This window comes from Bradyrhizobium sp. USDA 4510 (assembly GCF_054059095.1).
Genome location: NZ_JBSSBT010000001.1, coordinates 1,785,522 through 1,801,768, shown reverse-complemented (window position 1 = coordinate 1,801,768; position 16,247 = coordinate 1,785,522). Strand labels below are relative to the sequence as shown.

General features: G+C 65.7%; 14 protein-coding genes and 1 pseudogene. 12 read left to right on the top strand and 3 right to left on the bottom strand.

Annotation, left to right across the window (positions count from 1 at the left end; genetic code table 11):
* Positions 1 to 60: 60 nt before the first annotated feature.
* The gene (locus ACVMDN_RS08020; protein ID WP_456784206.1) at positions 61 to 828 is read right to left on the bottom strand and encodes an enoyl-CoA hydratase-related protein; all 768 of its coding nucleotides are present in this window, start codon (positions 826 to 828) and stop codon (positions 61 to 63) included.
* A gap of 86 nt (positions 829 to 914) precedes the next feature.
* Positions 915 to 1,340, bottom strand: a complete 426-nt coding sequence (locus ACVMDN_RS08015) for a MarR family winged helix-turn-helix transcriptional regulator (protein ID WP_168857975.1) — start codon at positions 1,338 to 1,340, stop codon at positions 915 to 917.
* A 310-nt stretch (positions 1,341 to 1,650) separates the two neighbouring features.
* Here ACVMDN_RS08015 and ACVMDN_RS08010 point away from each other — a divergent pair, with 310 nt between their 5' ends.
* From ACVMDN_RS08010 to ACVMDN_RS07975, 8 genes are all read left to right on the top strand, one after another.
* The gene (locus tag ACVMDN_RS08010) at positions 1,651 to 2,550 is read left to right on the top strand and encodes a CHAD domain-containing protein (protein WP_233475682.1); all 900 of its coding nucleotides are present in this window, start codon (positions 1,651 to 1,653) and stop codon (positions 2,548 to 2,550) included.
* Positions 2,551 to 2,715: 165 nt separating this feature from the next.
* Entirely contained in the window at positions 2,716 to 2,988 is a 273-nt protein-coding gene (locus tag ACVMDN_RS08005) for a helix-turn-helix domain-containing protein (RefSeq protein ID WP_253603054.1), read from the top strand.
* A complete protein-coding gene (gene hyfB, locus ACVMDN_RS08000) occupies positions 2,985 to 5,000 on the top strand; it encodes a hydrogenase 4 subunit B (protein ID WP_456835372.1) in 2,016 nt (671 codons plus the stop codon). The genes ACVMDN_RS08005 and hyfB overlap by 4 nt, the downstream gene beginning before the upstream one ends.
* A complete protein-coding gene (locus ACVMDN_RS07995) occupies positions 4,991 to 5,947 on the top strand; it encodes a respiratory chain complex I subunit 1 family protein (RefSeq protein ID WP_456835373.1) in 957 nt (318 codons plus the stop codon). The genes hyfB and ACVMDN_RS07995 overlap by 10 nt, the downstream gene beginning before the upstream one ends.
* Complete coding sequence (locus tag ACVMDN_RS07990; RefSeq protein ID WP_229192882.1) at positions 5,947 to 6,609, top strand: hydrogenase-4 component E; 663 nt, start codon at positions 5,947 to 5,949, stop codon at positions 6,607 to 6,609. Before ACVMDN_RS07995 ends, ACVMDN_RS07990 begins: the two co-directional genes overlap by 1 nt.
* Entirely contained in the window at positions 6,606 to 8,054 is a 1,449-nt protein-coding gene (locus ACVMDN_RS07985) for a hydrogenase 4 subunit F (protein WP_057015242.1), read from the top strand. Before ACVMDN_RS07990 ends, ACVMDN_RS07985 begins: the two co-directional genes overlap by 4 nt.
* Positions 8,055 to 8,072: 18 nt before the next feature.
* Entirely contained in the window at positions 8,073 to 9,584 is a 1,512-nt protein-coding gene (locus ACVMDN_RS07980) for a hydrogenase large subunit (RefSeq protein WP_456835374.1), read from the top strand.
* Between the two features lie 12 nt (positions 9,585 to 9,596).
* On the top strand, positions 9,597 to 10,130 hold the full coding sequence (locus ACVMDN_RS07975; RefSeq protein ID WP_057015240.1) for an NADH-quinone oxidoreductase subunit B family protein: 534 nt from the start codon (positions 9,597 to 9,599) through the stop codon (positions 10,128 to 10,130).
* 210 nt (positions 10,131 to 10,340) lie between these two features.
* Here the strand turns inward: ACVMDN_RS07975 and ACVMDN_RS07970 are convergent, their stop codons facing one another.
* Positions 10,341 to 11,351 (bottom strand): LacI family DNA-binding transcriptional regulator, encoded by a 1,011-nt coding sequence (locus ACVMDN_RS07970; protein WP_316398694.1) that lies wholly within the window; start codon positions 11,349 to 11,351, stop codon positions 10,341 to 10,343.
* A gap of 98 nt (positions 11,352 to 11,449) precedes the next feature.
* On the opposite strand from ACVMDN_RS07970, the gene ACVMDN_RS07965 reads away from it, so the two are divergent.
* The 4 genes and pseudogenes from ACVMDN_RS07965 (at position 11,450) to ACVMDN_RS07950 (ending at position 16,238) form a co-directional block, all read left to right on the top strand.
* Entirely contained in the window at positions 11,450 to 12,322 is an 873-nt protein-coding gene (locus ACVMDN_RS07965; protein ID WP_057015238.1) for a phytanoyl-CoA dioxygenase family protein, read from the top strand.
* 140 nt (positions 12,323 to 12,462) lie between these two features.
* Entirely contained in the window at positions 12,463 to 13,809 is a 1,347-nt protein-coding gene (locus ACVMDN_RS07960; protein WP_057015237.1) for an MFS transporter, read from the top strand.
* Positions 13,810 to 13,812: 3 nt separating this feature from the next.
* Positions 13,813 to 14,675 (top strand): annotated as a pseudogene (locus ACVMDN_RS07955) (sugar phosphate isomerase/epimerase family protein).
* A gap of 57 nt (positions 14,676 to 14,732) precedes the next feature.
* The gene (locus ACVMDN_RS07950) at positions 14,733 to 16,238 is read left to right on the top strand and encodes a hypothetical protein (RefSeq protein WP_456835375.1); all 1,506 of its coding nucleotides are present in this window, start codon (positions 14,733 to 14,735) and stop codon (positions 16,236 to 16,238) included.
* Positions 16,239 to 16,247: the final 9 nt, after the last annotated feature.

The window sequence follows — 16,247 nt, the reverse complement described above, 5'->3', positions numbered from 1 at the left end:
GCGAGGCCGTCAACCCCAAAGCAATAGCGCCGCCCACGCGTGGCGGCCCACGCTCCGGGCCTAACCGGTAATCTTGGAGAAATCGGGCTGGCGACGCTCGGCAAAGGCGGCAAAGGCCTCGCGTGCTTCCGCACTCATCAGTCGCTCCTGGAAGATCTCGCCCTCGCGCGCCATTTGCGCGCTGATCCTGGCGGGGTCGCGCATCAGCGCCTTGGTGTGCTGGAGCGAGCCGAACGGCCGCTTCGCCAGCGCGTCCGCCGCCGCGCGTGCCTTGGCGCGCAGGTCCGCGAGCGGCACAACCGCGTTGGCGAGGCCGATCGAGACCGCCGTCTCCGCCTCGACCGGTTCGCCGAGCGCGAACATCGCATAGGCCCGCGCATAGCCGATGCGCTGCGGCAGCAGATAGGTCGAGGCCGCCTCCGGCACCAGCGCCAGATTGACGAACGGCGTGATCAGCCGCGCAGTCGGCGCGAGGTAGACGAGGTCGCAATGCAGCAGCATAGTGGTGCCGATGCCGACCGCATTGCCCTGCACGGCGGCAACCAGCGGCCGCGTCGCCTTGGCAAGTCCGGCGAGGAAGCGCGTCACGTGGCGCTCGCCCTGCACGCCGCGCGACACCGCCGCGAAGTCGGCGAGATCGTTGCCGGCGGTAAAGCTGTCGCCGTCGCCCTGCAGCAGCACGGCGCGGATCGCGGAATCGCCCTCCGCGCGCTCGAGCGCATCGGCCATCGCGCCATACATCGCGTTGGTGATCGCGTTCTTCTTGTCCGGGCGCGCCATCGTCATGGTGAGGACACCGCCGTCCAGCGCTACGACCACTTCACTCATGCTTCACTCCTGTTGCTCGCTTCTTGCTTGACGCGTCTTCTTCACGCGAACCGATAGCCACTTCGCTTGAAAACGCTCTAGCTGTCTTAGTCCTTCGGAAACTTGTCTTGCAGGCTGGTCAGCCAGCGCGACACCACGTCGATCTCCGCGTCCGAGAACCCGTCCATCAGACGGTTATTGATCGCCCTGGTCCGCGTCGCGGCGCGTTTGCCGAACTCCTGCCCCGCCGCGGTCAGATGGAGCCGCTGGCTGCGGCCGTCCTCGCCATCGCGGCGGCGCTTCACGAGGCCTGCACGTTCCATCCGGTCGGCGAGCCCGCTCATCGCCGACGGCACGATGTCGAGCGCCTGCGAGACGTCGCCGATCAGCGCGCCGTCATTGCGCCCGAGAAAGAACAGCACGCCGGCCTGGGCCGACGTCAGATCGTGCGTGGCCGTCTCCTGCTCGATGGCGCGTTGCAACCGGCGATAGGCCACGGTCAGAAGAAAGATCAGCCGGTGTTCCGCTTTCATGCCGTCCGTTATATATTTCGCACGCGAAATATCAAGATACTTCGTGCACGAAATATCTGGTGCTGCAGCGAAGTCCGCTGGCTGGTTTTGCGGCGTGCTCGAAACCATGGTGTTCCCTCAAAAGCCCGGCCTGCATATCGACTGGAATGAGCTCCCGCCGACGGGTTGATTGCGACATTTTGATCCTGTCGCTGGATCGTCGCACTGCGGCCCAGCAGAAAATCCTTGATCGACATCGATCAAACGGGAAATCTTCCCACCCGAAAGCCGCCCGGTTGCGTTGCGGCACCGGCGGGGTCACGAGAGTGTCATGACGTTAGCGGCAAGTCCGGCCAAGGAGCGTGTTGTCCGCCCAAAGCGGCCGCGCCATCTAAGCGAAGCCATGCGCTGTGAGACCGCGTTTCGCCTGATCCTGTCCGAATGCCTCGAGGAAGTCGCCACCAATCACGAGGCCATAAGTTCCGGCGATTCCGCCGCGCTGCACCAGACCCGTATCGCGCTGACGCGGCTGAAGGCGGCGATCGCCTTCTATGGGCCGATGGTGGCGGACACCGAATGGACGCGACTGAAATCCGAGTTGAGATGGCTGAGCGCCCATCTCGGCGCCACGCGCGACCTCGACGTCGCGATCGAGAACAGCAAGGGCCTGCCTGAAGAAGGCATGCTCCAGACGGCGCGAACCGACGCGTTCGAGGCGCTCAAGGAGGCGTTGCAAAGCGATCGATACTGGCGATGGTTCGACGGCATGTGGGACTGGGTCGGCAGCGGACCCTGGACCACGCGGCAGGACCCTCGCGCCGCGCAGCGGCGAGCCGTGCCGGTCGCGGTGTTTCACGCGCGGCGGCTGGCGCGGTGGCATGGCAAGCTGTGCCAGAAGAGTCGCGGGCTGCAAGGCATGGGCAAGAACAAGCGCCACCGCGTCCGTCTCGCCAGCAAGCGGCTGCGTTACGCGATCGAGTTCTCGGAGGGCGGTTTGCCCCCCGACGAATACGCGTCATGGCGGATCATCCTGAAGCATCTGCGCAAGGGACAGCAATTGCTCGGCGAATTGAACGATGACGAGGTCCGTCGCGGGCTGCTCGAGAGCGTCGATGCACCCGCGCAACGCGCCCACGAGCGCAAGGCCAAGCACCAGCGCGTGCACGAACGAAAGCGCAAGAGCCGGCTGCTGCGCCACGCCGCGGCGGTCTATCGAAAAATCTCCGACTGAACGCGCGTCAGCGCAACTCCGTCGGCGCGCGGATACCGCTCGCGTTGAGGACTGCGCCTAGGAATGATGTATAAAACATCACTTATTGCCATTGTGCCATCATTACTTGATGTGCATAAATAACATTCAAATAGACGCGACTCTCAGATCGACGGCCATCAATCGATGATCACCGCGGCGCAGCTACGAGCGGCCAGAGCCTTGCTCGGCATCGACCAACGGCAGCTCGCCGAACTGTCCGGACTTTCGGTGCCAACCATCCAGCGGATGGAGGCGAGCGAAGGAACCATTCGCGGCAACGTCGACTCGCTCGTGAAACTGATCGACGCGCTCGGCACAGCCGGCGTCGAGGTCATCAATGAGGGCGCCGTCAGCAGTGGCGGCGGCCGCGGGGTGCGATTGAAGGCCGGATCAGGCTCACCGAAGGTGCGGACATGATCCCGGCGGTCACTCAGCAGATCTGGTGTGTAGCCGCCCTGCTGGGAACGACCGCTCTCGCGATTGCAACCAGCAGATCGCGCCAATCGACAGCCATCGTCTACGGCGCGACTTTCGCGATTTCGCTGATCGCGCTGGCCGGGGCCATGATTTCGCTCATCTCCCGTACCAGCGCGACGGAACTGGCTCTGCCGATCGGGTTGCCCTGGCTGGGATCGCATTTCCGCCTCGATGCGCTCGCCGCATTCTTTCTCGTCGTGGTCAATCTCGGCGGTGCGGCCGCAAGTCTTTATGGCCTCGGCTACGGCAGCCACGAATCCGCGCCGCAGCGCATCCTTCCCTTTTTCCCGGCGTTCCTGGCCGGCATGAATCTCGTCGTGCTCGCCGACGATGCGTTCACCTACCTCTTGTGCTGGGAATTCATGTCGCTCGCCTCGTGGGCGCTCGTCATGGCGCATCACCGTGACGCGGATAATGCCCGCGCAGGCTACGTCTATCTCGTGATGGCAAGCTTCGGAACGCTGGCTCTGTTGCTTGCCTTCGGCCTGCTGGCGGGAGCGGGCGGCAGCTACAGCTTTGCGGCCATCCGCGCTGCTCAGCACACCCCGTCCGAAGCCGCACTGGTGCTCGCGCTGATGTTGCTCGGCGCCGGGTCGAAAGCCGGCCTGATCCCGTTGCACGTGTGGCTGCCGCTGGCTCATCCCGCCGCGCCGAGCCATGTCTCGGCGCTGATGAGCGGCGTGATGACGAAGGTCGCGATATACGGATTCATCCGGGTCGTGTTCGATCTGCTCGGGCCGCCAAGCTGGTCGGCGGGTGTCGCGGTTCTCATCCTCGGCGGCGCCACGGCCGTCATGGGGATCCTCTACGCGCTGATGGAGAAGGATCTCAAGCGCCTGCTCGCCTACAGCACGATCGAGAACATCGGCGTCATCTTCGCAAGCCTCGGCCTTGCGCTGGCATTTCAGGCGAACGGCCTTGGCCTCGCGGCGGCCCTCGCCTTCACGGCCGCATTGTTCCACGTGCTGAACCATTCGTTCTTCAAGAGCCTGTTGTTCTTCGGGGCCGGCGCGGTGCTGACGTCGACCGGCGAACGCGACATGGAGAAGCTGGGCGGCCTGATCCACCGCATGCCGCTCACGAGCTTCGTCTTTCTGGTCGGCTGCGTCGCGATCTCGGCGCTGCCGCCGTTCAACGGGTTCGTGTCGGAATGGCTGATGTTTCAGGCCGTCCTGCAGAGCCCCGACCTGCCGCAATGGCTGCTGAAGATCATGGTGCCCGCGGTCGGCGCCTTGCTGGCGCTGGCCGCGGCGCTGGCCGCCGCATGCTTCGTCAAGGCCTTCGGCATCACGTTCCTCGGCCGCGCGCGGAGCCCGGCCGCGGAAGCCGCCGGCGAAGTCGATCGCTATTCGCTCGCCGCGATGTTCAGCCTTGCCGTGCTCTGCTTCCTCGCCGGCATTCTGCCCGGCCTGGTGATCGACGCGCTTTCACCGGTCGCGCAGACCGTGATCGGCCACCGGATGCCGCTTCAGGCGGACGATCCCTGGCTCTCGATCGTGCCGATCGAGGAGAGCCGCAGTTCCTACAACGGATTGCTCGTCTTTGCTTTCATCACCGCCGCGGCGTCGCTCGCGGTGTACTTTATCCATCGCTTTGCGTCGCGCGCGATCCGGCGCGGACCGGCCTGGGGTTGCGGCTTCTCCGACCCGACACCGGCGGCGCAGTATTCCGGCGTGAGCTTTGTGCAGCCGATCCGCCGCGTGTTCGGCACGCTGGTTTTCCAGGCCCGCGAGCATGTCGACATGCCTGCGCCGGGCGAACTGCGGCCGGCCCGCCTCAGGGTCGATACGCACGACCTGGTCTGGGAGCGGCTCTACACACCCGTGACTGACCTCGTGTGGTTCTTCGCCGATCGGCTGAACCAGCTCCAGTTCCTGACCATCCGCCGCTACCTCAGCCTGGTGTTCGCAACCCTCGTCACATTGCTGCTGGCGCTCGCGATATGGTCGTGATCTCGGACATCCTCGTTCAGCTCGGCCAGATGGCGCTTGTGCTGATGCTCGCGCCGCTCCTGACCGGCGTCGTGCGCAAGATCAAGGCGCGGCTGTTGCGGCGAAAAGGACCGTCGATCTTCCAGCCCTACCGCGACCTGCTGCGGCTGCTGCGCAAGGAGGTCGTGCTCGCCGAAAACGCGTCCTGGCTGTTCCGCGTCACGCCCTATGTGACGTTCGCGGCCATCTGGGTCGCGGCGGCGCTGGTCCCGACATTCGCGACTGGCCTCCAATTCAACTGGAGCGCCGACCTGATCGCGATCGTCGCCCTGCTCGGCAGCGCGCGCTTCTTCCTCGCGCTTGCCGGCATGGACGTCGGCACCAGCTTCGGCGGCATCGGCTCCAGCCGCGAGGTGATGATTGCCGCGCTCGCCGAGCCGGCCATGCTGTTGATGGTGTTCTGCGTCGCGCTGATTGCCGGCTCGACGCAGCTGTCGACGGTCGCGACCTTCATGGCGTCGTCGGAAGTCGGACTGCGCGTCTCGCTCGGCATGGCGATGATCGCCCTCATCATGGTGGCGCTCGCCGAAAACGCGCGCATCCCGGTCGACAACCCGGCGACGCATCTGGAGCTGACCATGGTGCACGAGGCGATGATCCTCGAATATTCCGGGCGTCACCTCGCCATGATCGAGTTCGGCGCCTTCCTCAAGCTGCTGCTCTACATCTCGCTGATCATCTGCGTGTTCTTCCCGTGGCAGATCACCACCGAAGGCGCGGGCCCGCTGTCCTATCTCGTGAGCGTTGCCGCCTACATCCTCAAGCTTGCGGTCGCGAGCTTCCTCCTTGCCGTGTTCGAGACCGCGACGGCCAAGATGCGGGTGTTCCGCGTCCCCGAATTCCTCGGCGCGGCGCTGATGCTCGGCCTGCTCGGCACGCTGCTTCGGTTCGTGTCACGGGGCTTCTGATGCACAACCTCGCCTTCGACATCGCCCATCTGCTCGCCGGCGGGCTCGTGCTGATCAGCTTCATGATGCTGTACCAGGATCGCCTGTATGCGCTGCTGAACATCTTCGCACTTCATGCCGTGGTGCTCGCAGCTTCCGTCGCCTGGCAGGCCTTCATCCAGAATGCGCCGCATCTCTACGTGACCGCGGCGATCGCACTGGTCTTCAAGGCGATCGTCATCCCGGTGGCGTTGCATCGGATCATCAAGCAGCTCGGCATTCATCGCGATATCGAGACCGCGGTGAGCATCGGTCCGACCATGCTTGCGGGCATGGGGCTCGTCGCCCTGTCCATGGTGCTGATGCTGCGCGTGACCGGCGCGGCCGATCCGCTGGCGCGGGAAGACCTTGCCTTCGCACTGTCGGTGGTGCTGCTGGGATTGCTCGTCATGGTGACGCGGCGCAACGCCGTCAGCCAGGTCGTCGGCTTCATGTCGCTGGAAAACGGCCTGGTGCTGGCCGCGACCGGCGCCAAGGGCATGCCGCTCGTCGTAGAGATCAGCGTCGCCTTCTCGATCCTGATCGCATTCATCGTGATCGGCGTGTTTTTGTTCCGCATTCGCGAGCGGTTCGACACCGTCGACGTCGGTGCGCTCGATGAATTCAGGGGGGAGCGCCAATGACTGCCGCGTCGGATGCCGTCACCTGGGTTTTGTTGATACCGATCACCGCCGCGGCGGTGCTGGCCGCGCTGCCCGGTTACCGGCTGACCGCGGGCCTCAATGTCCTGGCCAGTCTCGGCACCTTGCTGGCCGCGCTTTCGCTGCTCGTGGTCGAGCGCCCGCAACCCGGCCAGTACCTGCTGATCGACGATCTCAACATCGTCTTCATCGTGCTCAACACCTTCGTGGGATTCACCACGAGCGTGTTCAGCGCCAGCTATATCGCCCATGAACTCGAAACCGGACGGCTGACGCCGGGCTATCTGCGATTCTACCATGCCATGTATCAGGTGATGATGTTCGGCATGAACCTCGCATTCGTGTCGAACAATATCGGCCTGATCTGGGTCGCGGTCGAGGTCGCGACGCTCACCACCGTGCTGATGGTCGGCATCTACCGGACCCATGCGGCGCTGGAAGCGGCCTGGAAGTACTTCATCCTCGGCAGCGTCGGCATCGCGCTGGCGCTGTTCGGCACGATCCTGGTGTACATGGCCGCACTGCCGGTGGTCGGCGAGGGTCAGGATGCCATGGTGTGGACGGTGTTGATCAACCGTGCGGCGACGTTCGACCCGGCATTGCTCAACGTGGCCTTCATCTTCCTGCTGCTCGGATACGGCACCAAGGTCGGCCTGGCGCCGCTGCACGCCTGGCTTCCGGATGCGCATGCCGAGGGCCCGACCCCGATTTCCGCCGTGCTCTCCGGCCTGTTGCTCAACGTCGCGCTCTACGCGGTGCTCCGCTTCAAGATCCTGCTCGCCGCCAATCCGGATGCGATATCGCCGGGCCCGCTGATGGTGACGATGGGGCTGACTTCGCTGTTGTTCGCGGCCTTCATGCTTTACCGCCGCCGCGACATCAAGCGGCTGTTCGCCTACTCTTCGATCGAGCATATGGGCATCATCGTGTTTGCGTTCGGCATGGGTGGCCCGCTCGCCAACTTTGCCGGCCTGCTGCACATGGTGATGCACAGCCTCACCAAGTCGGGAATCTTCTACGCGGTCGGCCACATTGCGCAGGTGAAGGGCACGCAGCGGATCGCCAACATTCGCGGCCTGACCGAGTCGCATCCGGCACTCGGCTGGAGTCTCGTGATCGGCGTGGTCGCGATCGCCGGCCTGCCGCCGCTCGGTATCTTCATGAGCGAATTTCTCATCGTCAGCTCCACCTTCGCGCGCCAGCCGCTGCTCGCCATCCCGCTGGTGTTCGGCCTGCTGCTCGCCTTCGGCGCGCTGATCCTGCGCCTGACCAGCCTTGCGTTCGGCGAGCCGCGCGGCAATGCCGCGCCGGCGGATGCGTCCTATTTGCCGATGTTCGCGCATTTCGCACTGGTGCTGACTGCGGGCATCTACCTTCCGGGACCGCTGGTCGTCTGGTTCCAGCACGTCGCCAACCTGCTGGGTTAGCGCGAGGGAGAGCAGGATATGCCGAGGTTGATCGATCTGATCCGGGCGGGCCACAGGATCGAACGACATCATCCATGGCCGCGCGCCGTGGTCGACGGCGATACCTGGCGCGCCGCCGCTCACGCGCTTGCGGATGGCGGCCTGAGCCTGCTCGGGCTGTGGGGCGAGCCCTCGCGCGTGCACATGGCCGTCCTCGACGACCGCACGTCCGATATCGGCGTGATCAGCCTGGATTGTCCCGATCGCCAATTTCCTTCGGTTGCGGCCCATCATCCGCCGGCGCTTCGATTGGAGCGCACCCTGCACGACCTCTTCGGATTGCAGGCGACAGACACACCGGATTCCCGTCCCTGGCTTGATCACGGCCGTTGGCAAACGCGCTTCCCGCTCGGCGAACATCGCGATGCATCGGCGGACGCAGCGCCTTATCAATTCCTTCCGGCCGAGGGGGACAGCCTGCATCAGATCGCAGTCGGTCCGGTGCATGCCGGCATCATCGAGCCCGGGCATTTCCGCTTTACCGCGAGCGGAGAGACGGTCGTCCGCCTCGAGCAGCGGCTCGGCTACACCCACAAGGGTGTCGAAGGGCTGATGACGGGCAGCACGATCGAGCAGGTCGCGCGGCTCGCCGGCCGGGTCTCCGGCGACAGCACAGTCGCCTATGGGCTGGCGTTCGCGCAAGCCGTCGAGGCCGCGCAGCGGATTGCCGTGCCGCCGCGCGCATTGCTGTTGCGCGCGCTGATGGCCGAGCTCGAGCGGCTGGCCAATCATCTCGGCGATATCGGCGCGATCTGCAACGATGCGTCGTTTGCGCTGATACAGGCACATTGCGCCGTGCTACGCGAATCCGTGCTGCGCGCGGCCGACGCTGCATTCGGCCACCGCCTGATGCGCGACCTCATCGTTCCCGGCGGCGTCGCGCGCGATATCGCTGGCCATGGAGCCGACGCGATCCGGGCCGCGCTCGACCAGATCCGCCGGCATTTCCCTGCGCTGGTCGAGCTCTATGACAACACCACCTCGTTGCAGGACCGCACCGTCAGCACCGGCATCGTTGCTCCAACGCTCGCCCGGCAATTCGCCGCCGGGGGCTATGTCGGGCGCGCGAGCGGCCGCGATCATGATGCCCGACGCAAGCCCGGCTATCTCCCCTATGATGGCCTCCGCTTCGAAGTCCCCGTCCTGAGCGACGGCGACGTCAACGCCCGGGTCTGGATCCGGATCCGCGAGGCTGAGCAGAGTCTCGCGCTGGCGTACCAGATCCTGATCGGCCTCGAGGCCGGCCCGGTGCAAGTGCCACTGCACAATACGGCGGAGCCTTGCGAAGGCATGGCGCTCGTCGAAGGTTTCCGCGGCGACATCCTGGCCTGGCTGCGCCTGAACGGCGATCGGATCGAGCGATGCCATCTGCGCGATCCGTCGTGGTTTCAGTGGCCGCTGCTCGAGGCGGCCATCGAAGGCAACATCGTGGCGGACTTCCCACTCTGCAATAAGTCGTTCAACTGCTCCTATTCCGGGCAGGATCTCTGAGGGCTTGAGGCGATGCGCAAACTTCTGTTCCAGAGCCTGTTTCGCCAGCCATTGACGGAGCAGGCGCCGCGCCCGGACGACGCTGCGCTCGCGGAGCTCGCGGCCATGGTCGGCCGCACCGCACGACGACGCCTCGGCCGCAGCCTCTCGATCCGCGAGGTTGATGCAGGCTCCTGCAACGGATGCGAGCTGGAAATACACGCGTTAAGCAATGCGTATTACGACGTAGAACGATTTGGAATCCGGTTCGTCGCCTCGCCCCGTCACGCCGACGTGCTGCTGGTCACGGGTCCGGTCACCAAGAATATGCGCGAGGCGCTGGAGCGCACATACCGTGCGACGCCAGATCCCAAATGGGTTGTCGCTGCGGGCGATTGCGCCAGGGATGGCGGATGCTTCGCCGGCAGCTATGCCGTGGTTGGCGGAGTCTCCGCGGTTGTTCCGGTCGATCTCCATATTCCGGGTTGCCCGCCTTCGCCGATCGCCATCCTGCGGGGCCTCGTGACCTTGCTCGAGGCGGTCGACGCCGGGGTCGCGGCAAGGTGAAGGCACGGAAAGAAACGAGCACCTCCGCCCGCACCGTGGGCGAGGCGCGCTAGTGTCCCGAATCCGAAGTTCGCATCATTTGCCGCACCTTCGGAGCGAACTTCGGATTCGATAAGGACACTAGCAAACTTATGATTCTAGTGTGCTTTATGAATGCGAAGTTCGTGAAAGTGGCTGCCGCGAAATCACACGAACCTCGCATTCAGCACACTAGCCGCTGTCGCGCAGCACCAGCTCGAAGCCGAGATCGACACGGCGCTCGCCGCCGCGCTCCAGCGTCAGCGTCGCCGCGGTACGGCCGATCGCGTCGCCATGCACGCTGATCGTGCTCAGGGTCGGCGAGATCAGCTGGCCCATTTCGAGATCGCCGAGGCCGATCACGGCGACCGGCTGCGCCGATGCAGGCCCGTCGCGCAGCAGGCCGGCCTTGCGCAGCCCGGACATAAAGCCGATCGCATGCGCATCGTTGGCGGCGAACACCGCATCGACACCAGGCAGCCGTGCGTGCGCCGCCACGCTGCCGGAATCCTTGCGGTCCAGGATCAACCGGCGCGGCTCGGCAAGGCCGCCGGCCAGTGCCTCGTCCCTGAAGCCGAACCAGCGGCGCGTGCCGCGTGGATCGTCGCCGCCGATGAAGGCGAGCTGCTTGCGGCCCTGCGCGACCAGATGCTTCGCGACGGCGACACCAGCCTTGTAATTGTCGAAGCCCGCGACCGCGTCGATCGGGTTTGCCGGCAGATCCCAGGTCTCGACGATCGGGATGCGCGCATTGCGCAGCAGGCGGCTGCCCTCCTCGGTCGCCGGCGAGCCGACCATGATGATCGCCTCGGGCCGCCGCGACAGCAGCGCCGCCAGCATGCGGTCCTCGCGCTCCGCGTCATAGCGCGACTGCGCCAGGATCACGGAGAAGCCGAGCGGCTCGAGCTTGTCGGACAGGCCCTGCACCGTGTCGGCGAAGATCGAGTTGGCGATGGTCGGCACCAGCACGCCGACCGAATTGGTCCGTGCGCTCGCCAGCGCGCCCGCCACCAGGTTCGGGATATAGCCGAGGTCGCGCATCGCCCGCTCGACCCGCGCCCGGGTCTCCGGCGCGACCAGGTCGGGCATCCGCACCACCCGGCTCACCGTGATCGAGGAAACGCCGGCGCGCTTGGCCACCTCTGAAAGGGTGGGCGCGGCACCTGCCGGGCCGGTCCCGGGGGCGGTCAGTTCGGAGCTCATGGGCCGAAGCCTGCACGATTCCGGGTTGCCAAGCCATGATGTTAGCGCTAGCATTACCTCATGTTAGCGCTAACATGGAACAAAAAGGGAGAAGCGGCATGATTTCGGACGAACAGGCCCAGGCTTACAAGCGCGACGGGGTGATCGTGGTCCCCGAGGTGCTCAACCAGGAAACCCTGGCGAAGGTGCGCACCGTACTCGCGCAGCTCGTGGCCGGCGCCGCCAGCGTGAGCGAGCACACCGACGTCTACGACCTCGAGCCGGGCCATTCGCCTGACAATCCGCGCGTCCGCCGCATCAAGGCGCCGCACAAGGTGCACCCGATCTTCGACGAGATCGTGCGCAGCCCCGCCGTGATCTCGATCCTCACCAAGCTGATCGGCCCCGGCCTTCGCCTGCACGGCTCCAAGCTCAACATGAAGTCGGCGCAATACGGCTCGCCGGTTGAGTGGCATCAGGACTGGGCATTCTATCCGCACACCAATGACGACATCCTCGCGATCGGCGTGCTGCTCGACGATTGCGATATCGAGAACGGTCCGATGCTGGTGACGCCGAGGTCGCACACCGGCGCCACGATGTGGGATCATCACGGCGAGGACGGCCACTTCGCAGGCCTGATCGATCCGGACCAGATTCAGGACGACATCAAGCGCGCGGTGCCCTGCATGGGCAAGGCCGGCAGCATGTCGTTCCATCACGTGCGCGCGCTGCACGGCTCGGCAACCAACACGTCGAACCGGCCGCGCAACCTGCTGCTCTATGAAGTGGCCGCGAGCGACGCCTGGCCGCTGATGGGCGTCAAGGACTTCGACGAATTCAACAGCCGCCTGCTGGCGGGGCCGCCGGTGGTCGCGCCGCGGCTCACCGACGTACCGGTGCGGATGCCACTGCCGCCGGCGAAACGGCAGGGATCGATCTACGAGACACAGTCGGCGTCGAAGAAATCTTACTTCACGCGCGCCGCTTGAGACCTGAGACAATGCCCGCGGCCAGGCCGCGGGCATTGTTGCTTTCACGAGCACGATCCCCCGCGACAACACAGCACGTGTTTGCGCGGAGATCGTGCCCGATCAAGACGACCATAAAAACAGACATAACGGGGAAACGAATGACCGAGATGGCAAGAGATGGCGCTCGCACATCGCGCCTGCGTGTGATCCTGGCCGCAAGCATCGGCTCCGCGCTCGAATGGTACGACTTCTTCCTCTACGGCACCGCAGCGGCGCTGGTGTTCGGCGAATTGTTCTTTCCGAAGAGCGATCCGGTGGTCGGCACGCTGTTGTCGTTCCTGACCTTCGGCGTCGGCTTCGTGGTGCGGCCGTTCGGCGGCCTTTTGTTCGGCATCCTCGGCGATCGCTATGGCCGCAAGCCGGTGCTGGTCTCCACGCTCCTGATGATCGGCATCGGCACCACCGCGATCGGCTTCCTGCCGACTTATGGGCAGATCGGGATCTGGGCGCCGATCCTCCTGGTCGCGATGCGCGTCATCCAGGGCCTTGGCGCCGGCGCCGAATATGGCGGCGCGGTGATCTATCTGGTCGAGAACGCACCGCCGAAGCATCGCGGCTTCTGGGGCGGCTTCGCGCCGCTCGGCGTCTCCGTCGGCAACCTGCTTGCGGCCGGCGCCTTCGCGCTGGTGACCATGCTGCCGCGCGAGGATTTGATGAGCTGGGGCTGGCGCCTGCCCTTCCTGGCGAGCTTCCTCCTGATCGTGGTCGGCATCTTCGTCCGCATGCGCATCACCGAGACGCCGGTCTACACCGAGGCGGTGGTCGCGCGCGGCAAGGTCGAGAGCAATCCGGCGATGGAAGCGTTGCGCCGACACCCGCGCAACTTCTTCGTCGTGCTCGGCGCCCGCATGGCCGAGAACGGGCTCGGCTATTTCTTCCCGGTGTTTGGGCTGAGCTACGTGATCACCACGCTCGGCGTGCCGAAAGCCGAGGCGCTCAGCGCGCTGATGCTGGCATTCACGGTCGAACTGTTTGCGATCCTCGGCTTCGCGGCATTGTCGGACCGGATCGGACGGCGGCCGGTCTACATGTTCGGCGCGCTGGCCGGCGTGGCGCTCGCCTTCCCGTTCTTCTGGATGGTCGGCACCAAGGAGTGGATCATGATCGCGCTCGCCTTCATCCTGGCGCGCGCCGTGGTGACGGCGGCGATGTTCGGGCCGCAGGCGGCGTATTTCGCCGAGCTGTTCCCGCCGCAACGCCGCTTCGCGGGCTTTGCCTTCGCCCGCGAGCTCGGCTCGCTGCTGTCGGGTGGTCCGGCGCCGTTCGTCGCCACCGCACTTGTGGCAGCCTATGGCACCTGGTGGCCGGTCGCCTGTTACGCGATGTTCCTGTCCGCCTGCACCGTCGTCGCGATCTGGATCGGGCCCGAGACCTACCAGGAGAACATCGCCGCCGACGAAGGCGAACAGGCCGAGCTTCCCGCGGCGATCCCGGCGCGGGCCTGATCGGTGGCGCAGCAACTGCGCGTCCTGCAGTCGCTCTGGGCGATGGAGCGACGGCTGGCCGATGAGGGCGAATGGCCGCTGCAAACCCAGCTCGCGATGATCCGCGATGCCGGGTTTGACGGCGCCGGCGTGCGCTTCATCGATCCTGTCTTTGCGCGCGAGGCGACGAGCTTCCTTCGCGCGCATGGCATGATCTGGCAGGCGCAATGCTACCCGAAGAGCGTCGGCGACCTGAAACCGGTGCTCGAGCTGGTCGCCCGGCTCGGCGCCGATCACGTCAATCTGCAGCCGGACGTTCGGCCGCGCCGGCTCGCGGATTGCATTCCCCTGCTCGAAGGCTGGCGGTGGCTTGCTGCCGAGGCCGGCATCGCCGTGCATGTCGAGACCCATCGCGACCGCATGACGACCGACCTGTTCTTCATGCTCGACCTGCTCGACTGCTTTCCCGATCTGCGGCTCACCGCCGATCTCTCGCATTATCTGGTCGGCCGCGAATTCGCCTGGCCGGTCGACGACGTCAACCACGCGATGATCCATCGCATCCTCGACAATGCCTGGGGCATCCATGGCCGTATCGCGAGCCGCGAGCAGGTGCAGATCTCGCTCGGCTTTCCGCAACACCAGGGCTGGGTGTCGCTGTTCATGGGCTGGTGGGACTACGGTATCCGCTCCTGGCGCAAGCGCGCCGGTCCCGACGCGACCCTGACCTTCCTGTGCGAGCTCGGTCCCCCGCCCTATGCCATCACCGGGCCCGACGGCAGGGAACTGTCCGACCGCTGGGGCAGGATGCGCTGGTCATGAAGGACATGATCCGCGCGCTGTGGGATCGTATCGCGAACGAGCCGCAAGGCGCGCTCCCGCATTGATTCAAGCAAGCCACGGCGGCATCCTGAACGCCACAATCCGGAACGCCGCGAGGACTTGTGCGCGACCGCTGGGCTTATCCGCTTCGATGCCTCGCCGCCGTCTCGGCCATGGCAGCCTTCGCGCATACGAAAGCGGCCGCGGCAGAGCTCGCCCTGAATGTCGCGACCCTGCCGCGCGTCGCGACCATCGACCCGCGTTTTCAGTCCTACAACATCGAGATGGTCGAGGTGACCGGCGGACGGTTCTGGAAGCCCTATGCAACCGCCGCCACGCGTCGGCGTGCAGAGACGGAGCGGTTCGCAGCTCGCACTCCGATCGACCTGCACGATGGCAGGCTGCGCAAGCTCGCCGCCGAGCTCTCCCCTGCCTATCTGCGCGTCAGCGGGACCTGGGCCAACAGCACGTTCTTTGCAGATTCCGAAACGCCACCGGCTGCACCGCCGGCCGGCTTCAACGGCGTGCTGACGCGACGGCAGTGGCGGGACGTGATCGAGTTCTCGCGTGCCGTCGACGCTCCGATCGTCACGTCCTTTGCGATCAGCGCGGGCGCGCGTGACGCCGAGGGGCAATGGAGCCCCGAGCAGGCCCGGCAACTTCTCGCTTTCACGCGATCGGCCGGCGGGCGTATCGCCGCAGCCGAGTTCATGAATGAGCCCGATCTGCCGACCATCGGCAGCGCCCCTAACCGCTACGATGCTGCGGCCTACGGCCGGGATTTTGCAGCGTTCCGCGCCTTCATGAAGGACACCGCGCCCGACGTGACGATCCTCGGCCCCGGCACGATCGGCACCGGCGCTGAGGCCCAAGCGCTTTTCGCCGTATCGGCAGCCGGCGTCGACGCGGTCTCCTATCATCACTATGGCGCGCTGTCGGCGCGATGCGGCGGTGATCGCAGGGCAAGGCATGCATTGTCGGACGAATGGCTGGCGCGAACCGGCGAGAGCCTCGCCCTCTACGAGACGCTGCGCGACCAGCTTGCGCCGGGCAAGCCGATCTGGCTGACCGAGACGGCCGAGACCGCATGCGGCGGCAATCGCCTGGCCGCAACCTTCGCCGACACGTTCCGTTACCTCGATCAACTCGGACGGCTGGCCAAGGCCGGCGTCCAGGTGGTGATGCACAACACGCTTGCGGCGAGCGACTACGGGCTGCTGGACGAGCGCACGCATCTGCCGCGGCCGAACTATTGGGCTGCGCTGCTGTGGCGGCGGTTGATGGGCACCATTGTGCTCGATGCCGGTATCGCGGAGCGTCACGGCTTCCATGTCTATGCGCATTGCGCGCGCGACATGCCTGATGGAATAGCCCTGCTCGTCATCAACAATGACCGGCGGATGCGGCACAAGCTCACGCTGTCGGCCGCCTCGCAACGTTATACGCTCGCGAGCGAAAAGCCTGCCGACGGCAACGTTCAGCTCAATGGCGCGACGCTCTTGCTCGGGACCTCTGACCGTATCCCGGCCCTCAACAGCGACGCGGCTGTCGCCGGAACGATCGTCTTCGCACCCAGAACGATCACGTTCCTGATCGTCGCCGACGCCGGCAACGCCAATTGCCGGTAGCGGCCCGAC

What these genes read in the sequence shown, in the direction of transcription:
- ACVMDN_RS08020 (WP_456784206.1), bottom strand. Translation starts at nt 828, where the DNA reads ATGAGTGAAGTGGTCGTAGCGCTGGACGGCGGTGTCCTCACCATGACG.
- ACVMDN_RS08015 (WP_168857975.1), bottom strand. Translation starts at nt 1,340, where the DNA reads ATGAAAGCGGAACACCGGCTGATCTTTCTTCTGACCGTGGCCTATCGC.
- ACVMDN_RS08010 (WP_233475682.1), top strand. Translation starts at nt 1,651, where the DNA reads ATGACGTTAGCGGCAAGTCCGGCCAAGGAGCGTGTTGTCCGCCCAAAG.
- ACVMDN_RS08005 (WP_253603054.1), top strand. Translation starts at nt 2,716, where the DNA reads ATGATCACCGCGGCGCAGCTACGAGCGGCCAGAGCCTTGCTCGGCATC.
- hyfB (WP_456835372.1), top strand. Translation starts at nt 2,985, where the DNA reads ATGATCCCGGCGGTCACTCAGCAGATCTGGTGTGTAGCCGCCCTGCTG.
- ACVMDN_RS07995 (WP_456835373.1), top strand. Translation starts at nt 4,991, where the DNA reads ATGGTCGTGATCTCGGACATCCTCGTTCAGCTCGGCCAGATGGCGCTT.
- ACVMDN_RS07990 (WP_229192882.1), top strand. Translation starts at nt 5,947, where the DNA reads ATGCACAACCTCGCCTTCGACATCGCCCATCTGCTCGCCGGCGGGCTC.
- ACVMDN_RS07985 (WP_057015242.1), top strand. Translation starts at nt 6,606, where the DNA reads ATGACTGCCGCGTCGGATGCCGTCACCTGGGTTTTGTTGATACCGATC.
- ACVMDN_RS07980 (WP_456835374.1), top strand. Translation starts at nt 8,073, where the DNA reads ATGCCGAGGTTGATCGATCTGATCCGGGCGGGCCACAGGATCGAACGA.
- ACVMDN_RS07975 (WP_057015240.1), top strand. Translation starts at nt 9,597, where the DNA reads ATGCGCAAACTTCTGTTCCAGAGCCTGTTTCGCCAGCCATTGACGGAG.
- ACVMDN_RS07970 (WP_316398694.1), bottom strand. Translation starts at nt 11,351, where the DNA reads ATGAGCTCCGAACTGACCGCCCCCGGGACCGGCCCGGCAGGTGCCGCG.
- ACVMDN_RS07965 (WP_057015238.1), top strand. Translation starts at nt 11,450, where the DNA reads ATGATTTCGGACGAACAGGCCCAGGCTTACAAGCGCGACGGGGTGATC.
- ACVMDN_RS07960 (WP_057015237.1), top strand. Translation starts at nt 12,463, where the DNA reads ATGACCGAGATGGCAAGAGATGGCGCTCGCACATCGCGCCTGCGTGTG.